The following is a 13,131-nucleotide window of genomic DNA, read 5'->3' as shown; positions in this document are numbered from 1 at the left end:
TCAGAGACAATCCGACAAAATTCAGACAAAAAAGGCCGCCAACACCACAGAAAGGCTAGCGGCCATAAGATCAACTACTTCAGGATTTTGGAGACAACACCCGCACCAATCGTCCGGCCACCTTCACGGATGGCAAAGCGCATCCCCTGCTCAATGGCAATGGGCTGGATCAGTTCCACGGTCATTTTGATGCGGTCACCAGGCATCACCATTTCAGCGGCGCTACCATCATCAGCGGTGAAGGAGGTAATCGTACCGGTCACATCGGTGGTACGCACATAGAACTGCGGACGGTAACCAGCAAAGAAGGGGGTTTTACGGCCACCCTCTTTTTCAGTGAGCACGTACACTTCACCCTCAAATTGGGTGTGGGGCGTAATGGAGCCGGGTTTGGCAATCACCATTCCCCGTTCCACATCCTCTTTTTTCAGACCGCGCAGGAGCAAACCAGCGTTGTCACCGGCAATCCCCTCTTCGAGGCTCTTCTTGAACATTTCAATACCGGTGACCGTCGTTGTGCGAGTTTCCCGCAGACCCACGAGTTCAACGGTTTCGTTGAGCTTAATGCGACCCCGCTCAATCCGACCCGTGGCCACGGTACCCCGACCGGTGATGGAGAACACGTCTTCTACAGCCATCAAGAAGGGCTTATCCACATCCCGCTCAGGGGTAGGAATGTAGTTATCCACGGCATCCATTAGCTCGTAGATTTTATCGACCCACTCATTTTCACCGCGTTGGGTTTTCGGGTTGGCGGTCATGGCTTCAAGGGCTTTTAGACCGGAACCACGGATGATGGGCACTTCGTCACCGGGGAATTCATATTCGCTGAGGAGTTCCCGCAGTTCCAGTTCCACCAGCTCCAGCAGTTCTTCGTCGTCCACCATGTCCACTTTGTTCAGGAAGACAACAATGCTGGGCACCCCCACCTGACGAGCCAAGAGAATGTGCTCTTTGGTTTGGGGCATCGCACCATCAGTAGCGGCCACCACGAGAATAGCACCGTCCATTTGGGCGGCACCCGTGATCATGTTTTTCACATAGTCAGCGTGGCCGGGGCAATCCACGTGGGCATAGTGACGTTTTTCAGTCTCATACTCCACGTGAGCCGTGTTGATGGTAATCCCACGGGCTTTTTCCTCAGGGGCAGCATCAATTTCATCGTATTTGCGAGCCTGGGCTTTCCCTTGGGCAGCCAATGTCATGGTGATGGCTGCGGTCAGTGTGGTTTTACCGTGGTCAACGTGACCAATCGTACCGATGTTAACGTGGGGTTTGGTTCGTTCAAATTTAGCGCGTGCCATGTTGTTCCTCGTATAGACTATGCGTTCCCTTTATTTTTGGCAATGATCGCCTCAGCCACATTACGGGGGACTTCCTCGTAATGGCTAAATTCCATCGAGAAAATTCCCCGACCTTGGGTATTCGAGCGAATGTCAGTGGCATAACCAAACATCCGTTCGAGAGGGACTTTTGCCGTCACTTTGGCAATGCCATTTTCCACGGTTTGTCCCTCAATTTGACCGCGACGGGAAATGAGGTCTCCCATCACTGTCCCAAGGAATTCTTCTGGAACCTCGACCTCGACCTTCATCATTGGCTCCAGCAGCACCGGATTGGCTTTCATTACTGCCTCTTTAATGGCCATGGAGCCAGCAATTTTGAAGGCCATCTCTGAGGAGTCAACCTCGTGGTAGGAGCCATCCACTAATGTGACCTTGAGGTCAATCACTGGGTACCCTGCCAAAATCCCCGATTCACAGGCTTCCTTCATCCCCTGCTCAGCGGGTGGAATGTACTCTTTGGGAACGACACCACCAACAATTTTGGAGACAAATTCAAACCCAGTACCGGGTTCGGCAGGCTCTACTTCAATCACAACGTGACCATACTGGCCTTTACCGCCACTTTGACGGATAAACTTGCCTTCGGCACGGACGGGTTTGCGAATCGTTTCGCGGTAGGCCACTTGGGGTTGGCCAATATTGGCTTCCACTTTGAACTCCCGCTGCATCCGATCCACAAGGATCTCGAGGTGCAGTTCCCCCATCCCCGCAATTACGGTTTGGTTGGTTTCAGGATCAACGCTGACGCGGAAGGTGGGGTCTTCCTCAGAGAGGGCTTGCAGGGCTTTGGAGAGTTTTTCCATGTCCTGCTTGGTTTTGGGTTCCACAGCCACGGAAATCACTGGCTCTGGAATGTACAGCGATTCAAGAATCACGGGCGAGCTTTCATCGCAGAGGGTATCCCCCGTGAAGGTTTCCTTCAGACCCAAGGCAGCTCCTAAATCGCCGGCTCGCAGTTCATCTACTTCAATCCGCTCATCGGCTTTGAGCACAATCAAACGAGAAATGCGCTCTTTCTTGCCCTTAGTGGCATTGAGGACATAGCTGCCTTTTTTGAGAACACCAGAATAAACGCGCACGAAGGTGAGGCGGCCATAGGGATCCGACATGATTTTGAAGGCTAATGCCGCTAGGGGTTGATCATCGTCGGCAGCCCGCTCTACCTCTGTGCCATCGGGCAGATGACCTTTAATCGCTGGAATGTCAATGGGCGCTGGCAGATAGTCCACCACGGCATCAAGGAGCAATTGCACGCCTTTATTTTTGAAGGCGGAGCCACAGAGCATCGGCACAATGGTGCCAGCGATCGTCCCTTTGCGTAGGGCGGCGCGGATTTCCTCTTCTGTGAGTTCTTCCCCCTCAAAGTATTTTTCCATGAGGGCATCATCGGTTTCGGCAACTGCCTCGATGAGCTTGGTGCGATACGCTTCCGCCAGTTCAGTCATCTCGGCAGGAATTTCAGTGTCTTCGATTTCCTTGCCAAGGTCGTCTTTGTAGATTTTGGCGCGCATCCGCACCAGATCAACGATGCCTTTGAACTGATCTTCAGCACCAATGGGCAACTGAATCGGCACAGCATTTGCCCGCAGGCGATCGCGAATCTGGTCATAGACTTTGTAGAAGTTTGCCCCAGTGCGATCCATCTTGTTGACAAAGACGATGCGCGGGACGCTGTAGCGATCGGCTTGCCGCCACACGGTTTCTGACTGGGGTTGCACACCACCGACGGAGCAGAATACCGCAATCACCCCATCGAGAACCCGCATGGAGCGCTCCACCTCAATCGTGAAGTCCACGTGGCCGGGAGTGTCAATAATATTGATCTGGTGGTCTTTCCAAGAGGTGCTGATGGCGGCGGCTGTAATGGTGATGCCCCGCTCCCGCTCCTGTTCCATCCAGTCGGTAACCGTGGTACCCTCGTGCACTTCGCCAATTTTGTGCACCACACCGGAATAGAAAAGAATACGTTCAGTTGTGGTTGTTTTACCCGCATCAATGTGAGCGGCAATCCCGATGTTTCGCACTCGCTCTAGCGGGGTCGTCCGTGCCACAGCTACCTCCTTGTTTGTTGCATTACGTTAGAATTCTTAAATAATTGTATCCAACTCTTGAACCGTGTGACGGTTTAGTAGCGATAGTGGGCAAAGGCCTTGTTGGCTTCTGCCATTTTGTGGGTTTCTTCCCGTTTACGAATGGTGCTGCCGGTTTCGTTGGCGGCATCCATCAATTCATTGGCCAGCTTGGCGGACATCGAACGACCGGCTCGTTTGCGGGAAAATTGCACTAACCAGCGCAAAGCCAAGGCGACGCCGCGATCGGGACGAACTTCCATCGGCACTTGGTAGGTGGCACCCCCCACACGGCGGGCTTTCACTTCCACTAGGGGCGTTGCATTTTTTACTGCACGCTCAAAAATTTGCAGAGCATCCTCGCCGGTGCGCTCCTGTACGGTTTTCATCGCGTCATAGACAATGCGGCTGGCAAGGGATTTTTTGCCATTGAGCATAATCCGCTGGATTAACATATTCACCAGCACGTTGTTATAGACGGGATCAGGGGCAGTAGGCCGTTTTTGAGCGCGAGTGCGACGAGACATAGGTGTTTACTGTTTGCTCTAGTGAAGTTCAAGATTTCAAGGGTGGACTCAAGGAGATAGGAGAACGGAAATTATTTCTTCTTGCCGGTAGCAGCAGCCTCACCGGGTTTGGGACGCTTGGCACCATACTTGGAGCGACCTTGTTTACGGTCTTTGACGCCAGCGGTATCCAACGTGCCACGGATAATGTGGTAGCGCACACCGGGCAAATCTTTAACCCGACCGCCGCGAATCATGACTACAGAGTGCTCCTGCAAGTTGTGGCCAATTCCCGGAATATAGGCGGTGACCTCAAAGCCAGAGGTGAGACGTACCCGTGCCACTTTGCGCAGGGCAGAATTGGGCTTTTTGGGGGTTGTGGTATAAACCCGTGTGCATACCCCACGCCGTTGGGGGCAGCTTTTGAGGGCAGGAGATTTTGTTTTCTTTTTCAACAGTTCCCGCTCTTGGCGGATCAGTTGCTGGATGGTGGGCATTGCTGCTTACGTTAATTTCACCGAACTTCTAGTGTATCGAGGTAGCCGTGGCGTTGTCAATGCTGTTGTGCCGTTGCGCAGTGCCTCTCAGTGTAATGGCTCACTAAGGTCAGGCTGGCGATCGCGGCGGTGACGGCTCTCAGGGTACGCCGCCCCAAGGAAAATGCTTGCCAACCAGCGGCCAAAACTTGCTCCACTTCTGAGGCTGTCCATCCCCCCTCGGGTCCGATCGCCAGATAAATTGGCTGAGATAGATTCATTTGGGGCAAGCAGTCCCACAGGAGCTGTGAGGCATTCAAACTGGCAATGTAGCCCTTGGGGGTGAGGCTGACCATTTCGGCAACGGAGAGGGGATCACTGAGGGTGGGGACATAAAGACGCTCACTTTGCTCGGCGGCCTCTTGGAGAATGCGCTGCCAACGCTGGTATTTATTGGCACTGGGTTGCAGGAGCGATCGCGCTGTTTGAATCGGAATAATACGCTTGACCCCCAATTCCGTTGCCTGTTGCAGCACTTGCTCAAAGTTTGCCACCTTCAGTAGAGCTAGACAGAGAATAATTTCTACACTGAGCTCCGTCTCTTGCTTTTCAGCTTCCAATAATTCGACAGTCTGCCCATTCACACCAAGCGTGCCCCGCCATCGCTGTCCTTGGCCATCCAAAATCGAGATGACATCGTTATCTTTTAAGCGCAGGACATGGCGGAGATAGTGGACTTGCTCAGGAGTGAGCCACACCTGTCGGTCTTGGATTTGTGAGGGTGAGACGACTAACCGCTGGGGCGATCGCATGTAATGAGAGTCTCGTCAAACTCTTTAAGCACTGACAGGCTTAGTAGCTTCCATAAACAGAGAGTCGGGTTTGCGCACTTGGCCATCAACCACATCTAAGTTGTAACGGGAAAAGTCTGGAATGCAACTCTCAAAAGCAGAGACTACACGACAGTCGTGAAAACCACAAGCTTCAACCAAGAGTTTGAGAGAGTAGCCATCGTACATCCACAGATGCGCTTCACCACTTAAGCGAAACAGCCCCACACTAAGGGCATCCACTCCTCGTTTTCCAAGAATTGGCCAAACTAAAATTTTCGCGAGTAACTCACGGGGATGACGCAGTGGTCTCAGTATTTTTTTGAGAAAGCTCTTAGCTGTTTGCGGTTGTTGAACTACCTTGAAGAAATCTTCAGCTTCTTGGCCAATGCGAGATCGGACAAAGTCAGGATTGGGAATATTTGGATTTAGGAGATAGGTCGCCATTGCGCCACCCCTGTGATGGCGAACGAGTTGATCTAAAAGCTCTAATTTAAGCCATTCATAGTTGGCAGGTTCTGTTTGCCTGCCATCTCGTAACGCATCGAGTTCAGCTAAGTAGGCACGAGTGGTTTGCTCTAAGTCGGGAACTACTATCCGCAGAACACCATTCGGCTTCAATACTCTATAGGCATCGCGTAGAAAGTTTTCTGCTTCTTGGCAACTCAGGTGCTCGAGAACGTGGGAAGAGTAAACAGCATCGACTTCTTCTTCCTTAAAAGGTAAACCTCGGCGAATATCCCAGCGTTTTACGCCCGCCACCGCTGGTGCCATATCAAAGTTAAGCCACTCTGGATGGAAAGTTTGACCACAACCAACATTAACTAGTTTTAGGGACTGAGACTGCATAGCCACTCCACCAATGTGCGCACAGGGTAGCCTGTCCCACAGGGATTATTGTAGCCATCCTCTTTTTCTGTCCAGACAGGGCCAGCAATGTCAAGGTGTGCCCAAGGGGTGTGATCAACAAATTGCTGAAGGAATAGGGCGGCGGTAATTGATCCGGCCGATCGCGGACCGGTGTTTTTCATATCGGCCACTTGGGACTTCATACCCTCAAAGTATTTATTTTCAAGGGGCATTTGCCAGAATTTTTCACCGGAGCGATCGCTGGCCTTTTGCAGAGCTTGCGCCAATTCTGAATTGTTGCTCCAAAGACCGGCAATATTATCCCCTAAGGCAACAATACAGGCACCGGTCAGCGTTGCCAAATCAACAATGGCATCTACGCCTAGTTTTTCGGCATAGACCAGGGCATCGGCAAGGGTGAGGCGGCCTTCAGCATCGGTGTTGTTGACCTCGATGGTCTTACCGTTGGAGGCGGTGAGAATATCCCCCGGATGCAGGGCACGGCCACTGATCATGTTTTCAGTGGCAGCAATAATAAAGTGAACTTCAATGCCAGCGGGTTTGAGTTGACCGATGACCTTGGCGGTTCCCAAAACGGCTGCGGCTCCCCCCATGTCCATTTTCATGGTTTCAATGCCTCCTTGGGTCTTGAGGTTGAGGCCACCGGAATCAAAGGTTAACCCCTTGCCAATGAGGGCAATTTTCTTCTGGACATTTCCGGCGGGAGTGTAGGTGAGGTGAATAAATTTCGGCGGTAGATCAGATGCCTGGGCCACTCCCAAAAAGGCACCCATACCCAAGGCGGCACACTCATCGCGCTCCAAAATTTTTGCCGTGAGGCCGTAGGTAGCCGCCAATTGCTGAGCCGTTTCCGCAAGGGTGACAGGCGTCACTTCGTTGGCCGGGGCATTCACGAGTTCGCGCGCCAAAATCACCCCATCACAAATCTGCTGGGCACGGGTCAAGGCCGCTGCTTGCTCCCCTAAACCCAACAGGCTGACGGATTCTGGATAGGGCAGGAGTTTACGAGCTTCGGGATCCGACTTAAAACGCACATCACTGTGGAGGGCAAGGAGAACTCCTTCGGCAATGGCTTGGGCAGCATCCGCCGCCTCTAAAGTCTCATGGGGCAGTGCCATGCCTAATGTTTTTGCACGTTCACGGCGAGCCGTACGGGCAATGGTCGCAGCAGTGCGGCGCAGGGTCTCTAGGTTAAAGTCATCGCGATTCCCCAAGCCCACAAGGAGAAGCTTTTTAATGGGGAAGTTGGGCAATAGGCGCATCAGAAGGGAGGTACCGGACTTGCCTTGAAATTCCCCTTCGTTGATCAGTTCCTGCAATAGACCGTTGAGGCGTTGATCAAGGGTCGTGTAGGGGTCGGTGAGGGTGAGGGTGCCTTCCGTTTGAAAGACGGCGATCGCCAGTAAGTCCCCCGACCAGTCGGGAATGACTGTAGTAATTGTTTGCAGTTGCATGCCTATCTACGACCCAAAAATCTCTCAACCCCCTTATTTTATCGGGGTTTAGGCCTCAGCAGGAACCCAGACACTGCAAAAATTCAAGGGGCAAGCCATCGCAGTCACGCATAAAGGCGACGTGATAGAGGTGCGACCCAATCACTTGCTGAGTGGGCTTCAGCAGTAGCTCAAAGGGTAAATTCTGTGCCTTCAACGTTTGCGCCACCTGATTGAGCCATGTTTCAAGGGGGTCAGGATGGTCACTGAGATCAAAGGAAAGATGGTAGTAGCCAACATAGTGCTCATCGTGAAAAGGGTCAGCAGCAGGGTGGGGTTCAGGGACTTGCAGAAGTTCAAGGCGGGTGTGCCAGCCCTTGAGCCAACAGGCAAGGGTATAGCCCGTGGTAAAGCGGACATCCATCGTGAAGCCTAGGCATTCATAGAAGGCGATCGCCCGCTGAATATTGGCGGTGCGGATGGAAACGTGGTGCAAGCCCATAGACTACTCCTGTTTTGGCCGCAGCCGTTCCGGAAAATCAATAAAGACCCGCTCACCCGCCCTCAGGCCGCTGATAATTTGCGTTTGATCTTGCCAGCTACTGCCAATGGTGACGGGGCGGAATTTTGGCTGATTGTCTTCACCCACAACATAAACACCCGTTTGACCGCGCTCAACGGCAATGGCCACCGTCGGCACCAGCAGAGCGTTGTTAATTTTTTGTCCCAGAAAATCTAAGTCCACATTCATCCCAGAACGCAGCTTCTGCAACCCAGTAACAAGGGAGACCCGCACTTGAAAGAAGGTGACATTTTGCTCCACCACGGCTTCGGGTGCCACTAAGCGTACTCGTCCTTCAAAGGTTTCCCCCGGATAGGCATCGGCACGGATTTCAACAGGTTGCCCCACAAGCACTTGGCCAATGTCCACTTCTGGGACTTCGGCAAGAATTTCTAGGCCTTGGGCAATGGCCACAATTGAGGTGGAAGTGGCAGAGGTCGTGGCAGAGGCGGTGGTGGTGGGTGTCACAAAGGCTCCCGGATTGGCGTACTTCTGGGTAATAATCCCCGTAAAAGGAGCGCGAATCACTGTATCTTCGAGGGCAGCACGCGCGGCTTGGACTTGGGCTTGGGCAGCAGCCACGGCCGCTTCCGCTTGACGGATCTCTTCAGTGCGGGAACCCCGCTGTAACAGTTGCAGGCGCTTTTGAGCTTCATTCAGGTTGGCGATCGCGCTATCCCGGTTTGCCTTTAGTTCATCAAGGGTATCGCGGGGAATCGCACCCTCAGCCGCGAGCAATTCATTGCGTTTCAGGCGTTCTTCTGCCAATTGAGCACGGGTGGCGGCTGCTCGCACTTGGGCTTCGGCTTGGGCAATTTCCTCGGCACGGTTACCGGCAACCACGCGATCGCGACGGGCAATGGCATCGGCGAGGTTGGCTTGGGCTTGAGCCAGTTGCGCCTGTTCATCGCGGTTATCCATACGGGCAATGATTTGACCCGCCTTGACCCGATCGCCCTGCTCGACGTAGAGTTCGGCGAGAAGACCTGCCCGTTTTGGACTGATATTGACGGTTTGCACAGGCACCACTTTGCCCGTGGCAGCAATGCGAGCGACTAAATCGCGACTGTCTTGAACGGGTACGGTGTAGCGATCGAGATCAAGGGGCGTTTGGCGCGATCGCCACAGCAGTAGGCCACCACTGCCAATCAAACCAGCAGCAATCACCCCAATCACGAGCGATCGCCAAGGGGAAGAAGGTTTACCAACAAAGGGGATAAACGCTGCCATGAATGCCTTACAGTTCTTGGCCTATTCTAACGTTATGTTACAGTGACCCACCGAATAGCAGCATTGACCGTATCTATTGGTTCCATCTGTCCCTCAATAGAAGCGCAGATGCTATCCTAACCAATACTGTCTATGTCCTTTGCCTATGAATCCTGCACTCTCCCAGATTGGCCAGCAAATGTCCCAACTGACGGGAGTTCGGGCAATTATGAAGGATATTATTGAGACGTTGCGCCTGAATCGCGGTCAAGACCTGATTAACCTGAGTGCAGGTAATCCCCTCATTGTCCCTGAGGTGGAGCAACTATGGCGCGACTGTACCCACGAGCTAATGGCCAGCCCAGAATTTGGCCAAGTGGTCTGCCGCTACGGCACAAGCCAAGGGTATGAACCGCTAATTGCTGCCGTTGTCGATGATTTTAATCGCCGCTATGGTTTGAACCTGACGGAGCGCAATGTCCTTGTCACCCCCGGCAGTCAGGCCATCTACTTCTTTGCTGCCAATGCTTTTGGGGGCTTTAGCGCCAACGGTGAATTAAAGAAAGTCGTTCTCCCCTTGAGTCCAGAATATACGGGTTATGGTGGCGTCAGCTTTACCCCTGATACCGTTGTTGCCTATCGTCCGCGCCTTGAGATTTTTGAAGCGGATCACACCTTTAAGTATCGTCCCGACTTTCAACAACTCCACATTGATGAGACGACTGGATGCGTCATCTTCTCTCGTCCCTGCAATCCGACGGGAAATGTGCTCACGGATGTCGAGGTGCGGCAAATTGCTGATCTCGCTGTCCCCTATGGCGTTCCAGTGTTGATTGATGCTGCCTATGGCCCCCCCTATCCCAGCTTGAACTTTACGGAACTAGCACCCGTTTTTGGCGGCAATATTGTCCACTGCCTCAGCCTCTCAAAAGCAGGACTGCCGGGGGAGCGGGTGGGGATTGCCATTGGCGATCGCGAGATTTTGAGTGTTCTCGAAGCCTTTCAAACCAATGCCTGTATTCATGCCTCGCGCTACGGTCAGGCGATCGCGGCCTTAGCCATTGCCAATGGTGCCCTAGCCGAAGTATCCGTCAATGTCATTCGTCCCTTTTATCAGCGCAAGTTGACAGTTCTCGAAGAAACCCTACGAACTGCTTTGCCCAACGACCTTCCTTGGTTTTTGCATCGCGGTGAGGGGGCGATTTTCGCGTGGCTATGGCTACGGGATTTACCCATGACAGATTGGGAATTATATCAACACCTGAAGCGAGCAGGGGTGATTGTGGTTCCCGGCAGCTCCTTTTTCCCCGGCTTGACCGAGCCGTGGCGCCACAAACAGGAGTGCCTGCGTATTAGTCTCACTGCCAGTGATGAGGAAATTGCCCTTGGCATGCAACGACTAGCCGCCACCATTACACAGGTGTATCAAGAGTTCCCTAGCCGCTCCTACTCTGATGTCCTCGCTTAAGCCCTCCTTCATGGGTGAGTACTTCCTCATTTCTCAATGCGCCGTGACTCCCTCTTTTACCAACTGTTTGCCCAGCTGCCCCAGACACTGTTTGACCTTTTGGGAATCAATCCCCCCCAGGGCTACCGCTTTGACTCTGTGGAGCTGAAGCAAACGGCCTTTCGCATTGATGGCGTCTTTCTGCCTCCTGACCCCTCAGGAACCGTCTATTTCTGTGAAGTTCAGTTTCAGCGCGATAACACCCTCTACGAACGTCTCTTTGCTGAGATTTTTCTCTATCTGCGCCTGTACCGCCAAACTTTCTCTGATTGGCAAGCGGTGGTCATTTATCCCCATCGCCAAGCCGAACAAGTTTCCTTTGAACCCTATGACGTGTTGGTCAAGAGCGATCGCCTGCGGCGGGTGTATTTGAATGAACTGGGGTCACCAGCGGAATTGCCCTTGAGCCTTGCCCTGATGCAGTTGATGGTGGTACCAGAGGCAGAGATGCCCAGAGTCGCTCGATTACTTGCCCAGCGCAGCCAGACCGAAAGAGCGCCAAACTTGGAAGCCATAATAGAGTTAATCACTACCATTGTGCTGTACAAGTTCACCAAGCTGAGTCGGGAGGAGGTGCTGCGCATGCTGGGGTTTACGACGGAGGAGCTGAAGCGGACACGGTTTTACCAAGAGGTCTATGCCGAGGCACAAGAGGAAGGGTTACAACGGGGCTTACGGCAGGGATTGGAGCAAGGATTACAGCAAGGACTGCAACAAGGACTGCAACAAGGACTGCAACAAGGATTGCAACAGGGATTACAGCAGGGAGAAGCACTGGTTGTTTTGCGCTTCCTCAGGCGACGGTTTGGGGATTTACCGGCTGACCTTGAAGCAGCAATTCGCCAACTCCCATCCACCCAGATTGAGACTTTGGCAGAGGCACTCCTTGACTTTGCGACCCTGGAAGACCTGAGGGACTGGCTCAGGAATCTCGGTTAGGGAGAATCCTCCTTTAGTAAAGACTTGCAAACAAGCGTGAAGGAGGCTCAAGAATCCTGATACAACAATTGATGGAGTTGCAGCCGAACGTCAACCGATTCCTATGAATATTGCTGTCATTGGCTTGAGTCACAAAACCGCCCCTGTGGATGTGCGCGAAAAATTGAGTGTGCCAGAGGATGTGCGGGAGCGGGCACTGCAACATCTATGCGGCTACGCCCATATTCAGGAAGCGACCATCCTTAGCACCTGTAACCGCTTAGAAATTTACATTGTTACTAGTGACACTGAGGTGGGCGTGCGGGAAGTGCATCAGTTTCTCAGTGAGTGGAGTCATATTCCCCTGCCCCAACTGCGTCCCTACCTCTTTATCCTGCTGCATCAGGATGCGGTGATGCACCTCATGCGGGTGGCTTCGGGTCTGGATAGCTTGGTGATTGGCGAGGGGCAAATTCTCTCCCAAGTGAAGCGCTGTCATCAGTTAGGGCAGCAGTACAAGTCCATTGGGTCTATTCTCAATCGCCTCTTTACGGGGGCGATCGCGGCCGGTAAACGGGTACGCACAGAAACCAGCATTGGGACGGGGGCGGTCTCCATTAGCTCAGCGGCGGTGGAACTCGCCGACCTGCGGTTGCAAAATCTCCAGAACTGCCGCATTGCCATTGTCGGTGCGGGCAAAATGTCCCGCTTGGTGGTGCAACACCTGATTGCCCGAGGGGTGAAAGAAATGAGCATTATCAACCGCTCCTTGGAACGGGCACAGGAACTGGCGCAGCAGTTTCCCGAAGTACGCTTTGAACTCTTTACGATGACAGATCTACTGCCGATTGTGGCAGCAATGGATTTGGTCTTTACGGGTACAGCAGCGACACAACCCCTCTTGGATCGCGAGAATTTAGGGTCGGTGCTCACGGGCGATCGCCCCCTATCAATCATTGATATTTCCGTGCCCCGCAATGTCCATGCCAACGTGACGGAATTGGCCTCCGTACAACTGTTTAATGTGGATGATCTCGAAGCAGTCGTCGCCCAAAACCAAGAGGCGCGACGCCAATTGGCTCAAGAGGCCGAGGGTATCCTTGAGGAAGAATTAGAGACCTTTTTGGCTTGGTGGCACGCCCTAGAAACGATTCCCACCATCCGCAGTCTGCGCCAAAAAATGGAAGCGATCCGTACCCAAGAGCTGGAAAAAGCCCTCTCCCGCTTAGGCAGTGAGTTTGGTGAGAAACATCAAGGGGTCATTGAAGCAATGACGCGCACAATTATTAACAAGATTCTCCATGATCCAACGGTGCAACTGCAATCACAGCGGGATTTAGAAAGTCGTCAACGCGCTATGCAGACCCTCCAAGACTTGTTTAATCTCGAACCCATTGAAGCCTAG

At 52.9% G+C, this 13,131-nt stretch carries 12 protein-coding genes; 3 read left to right on the top strand and 9 right to left on the bottom strand.

The window, feature by feature from the left end; genetic code table 11:
* Nucleotides 1–74 precede the first annotated feature (74 nt).
* From tuf to RHH81_RS11230, 9 genes are all read right to left on the bottom strand, one after another.
* Nucleotides 75–1,304, bottom strand: coding sequence for an elongation factor Tu (tuf, locus tag RHH81_RS11270; protein ID WP_149819529.1), 1,230 nt, complete (start codon nucleotides 1,302–1,304; stop codon nucleotides 75–77).
* A gap of 17 nt (nucleotides 1,305–1,321) precedes the next feature.
* The gene (fusA, locus tag RHH81_RS11265) at nucleotides 1,322–3,397 is read right to left on the bottom strand and encodes an elongation factor G (protein WP_206200247.1); all 2,076 of its coding nucleotides are present in this window, start codon (nucleotides 3,395–3,397) and stop codon (nucleotides 1,322–1,324) included.
* 74 nt (nucleotides 3,398–3,471) lie between these two features.
* A complete protein-coding gene (rpsG, locus tag RHH81_RS11260; RefSeq protein ID WP_149819525.1) occupies nucleotides 3,472–3,942 on the bottom strand; it encodes a 30S ribosomal protein S7 in 471 nt (156 codons plus the stop codon).
* 71 nt (nucleotides 3,943–4,013) lie between these two features.
* A complete protein-coding gene (gene rpsL, locus RHH81_RS11255; protein ID WP_149819523.1) occupies nucleotides 4,014–4,418 on the bottom strand; it encodes a 30S ribosomal protein S12 in 405 nt (134 codons plus the stop codon).
* Nucleotides 4,419–4,474: 56 nt separating this feature from the next.
* A complete protein-coding gene (locus RHH81_RS11250; RefSeq protein ID WP_206200246.1) occupies nucleotides 4,475–5,209 on the bottom strand; it encodes a 16S rRNA (uracil(1498)-N(3))-methyltransferase in 735 nt (244 codons plus the stop codon).
* A gap of 24 nt (nucleotides 5,210–5,233) precedes the next feature.
* Nucleotides 5,234–6,076 carry a methyltransferase domain-containing protein gene (locus tag RHH81_RS11245; protein ID WP_206200245.1) on the bottom strand — a complete coding sequence of 281 codons (843 nt, stop codon included), beginning with the start codon at nucleotides 6,074–6,076 and terminating at the stop codon, nucleotides 5,234–5,236.
* On the bottom strand, nucleotides 6,058–7,551 hold the full coding sequence (locus tag RHH81_RS11240) for a leucyl aminopeptidase (RefSeq protein WP_206200244.1): 1,494 nt from the start codon (nucleotides 7,549–7,551) through the stop codon (nucleotides 6,058–6,060). The genes RHH81_RS11245 and RHH81_RS11240 overlap by 19 nt, the downstream gene beginning before the upstream one ends.
* A 55-nt stretch (nucleotides 7,552–7,606) precedes the next feature.
* Entirely contained in the window at nucleotides 7,607–8,026 is a 420-nt protein-coding gene (locus tag RHH81_RS11235; RefSeq protein WP_206201696.1) for a VOC family protein, read from the bottom strand.
* Nucleotides 8,027–8,035: 9 nt separating this feature from the next.
* Nucleotides 8,036–9,322: an efflux RND transporter periplasmic adaptor subunit gene (locus RHH81_RS11230; RefSeq protein WP_206200243.1), complete on the bottom strand. Its 1,287-nt coding sequence runs from the start codon at nucleotides 9,320–9,322 to the stop codon at nucleotides 8,036–8,038.
* Between the two features lie 145 nt (nucleotides 9,323–9,467).
* On the opposite strand from RHH81_RS11230, the gene RHH81_RS11225 reads away from it, so the two are divergent.
* From RHH81_RS11225 to RHH81_RS11215, 3 genes are all read left to right on the top strand, one after another.
* Nucleotides 9,468–10,769: a valine--pyruvate transaminase gene (locus RHH81_RS11225; RefSeq protein ID WP_206200242.1), complete on the top strand. Its 1,302-nt coding sequence runs from the start codon at nucleotides 9,468–9,470 to the stop codon at nucleotides 10,767–10,769.
* A gap of 36 nt (nucleotides 10,770–10,805) precedes the next feature.
* The gene (locus tag RHH81_RS11220) at nucleotides 10,806–11,747 is read left to right on the top strand and encodes an Rpn family recombination-promoting nuclease/putative transposase (protein WP_310743062.1); all 942 of its coding nucleotides are present in this window, start codon (nucleotides 10,806–10,808) and stop codon (nucleotides 11,745–11,747) included.
* A gap of 103 nt (nucleotides 11,748–11,850) precedes the next feature.
* Nucleotides 11,851–13,131, top strand: coding sequence for a glutamyl-tRNA reductase (locus RHH81_RS11215; RefSeq protein ID WP_206200238.1), 1,281 nt, complete (start codon nucleotides 11,851–11,853; stop codon nucleotides 13,129–13,131).

It is taken from the genome of Thermosynechococcus sp. PKX95 (genome assembly GCF_031583295.1).
Lineage (GTDB): Bacteria > Cyanobacteriota > Cyanobacteriia > Thermosynechococcales > Thermosynechococcaceae > Thermosynechococcus.
Note: the sequence above shows the minus strand (reverse complement) of the source record. Positions and strands in the feature narration are given on the sequence as shown.

Bases quoted from the DNA above. Each gene is read 5' to 3' on its own strand.
- tuf (WP_149819529.1), bottom strand. From the start codon at position 1,304: ATGGCACGCGCTAAATTTGAACGAACCAAACCCCACGTTAACATCGGT.
- rpsG (WP_149819525.1), bottom strand. From the start codon at position 3,942: ATGTCTCGTCGCACTCGCGCTCAAAAACGGCCTACTGCCCCTGATCCC.
- rpsL (WP_149819523.1), bottom strand. From the start codon at position 4,418: ATGCCCACCATCCAGCAACTGATCCGCCAAGAGCGGGAACTGTTGAAA.
- RHH81_RS11250 (WP_206200246.1), bottom strand. From the start codon at position 5,209: ATGCGATCGCCCCAGCGGTTAGTCGTCTCACCCTCACAAATCCAAGAC.
- RHH81_RS11245 (WP_206200245.1), bottom strand. From the start codon at position 6,076: ATGCAGTCTCAGTCCCTAAAACTAGTTAATGTTGGTTGTGGTCAAACT.
- RHH81_RS11240 (WP_206200244.1), bottom strand. From the start codon at position 7,551: ATGCAACTGCAAACAATTACTACAGTCATTCCCGACTGGTCGGGGGAC.
- RHH81_RS11230 (WP_206200243.1), bottom strand. From the start codon at position 9,322: ATGGCAGCGTTTATCCCCTTTGTTGGTAAACCTTCTTCCCCTTGGCGA.
- RHH81_RS11225 (WP_206200242.1), top strand. From the start codon at position 9,468: ATGAATCCTGCACTCTCCCAGATTGGCCAGCAAATGTCCCAACTGACG.
- RHH81_RS11220 (WP_310743062.1), top strand. From the start codon at position 10,806: ATGCGCCGTGACTCCCTCTTTTACCAACTGTTTGCCCAGCTGCCCCAG.
- RHH81_RS11215 (WP_206200238.1), top strand. From the start codon at position 11,851: ATGAATATTGCTGTCATTGGCTTGAGTCACAAAACCGCCCCTGTGGAT.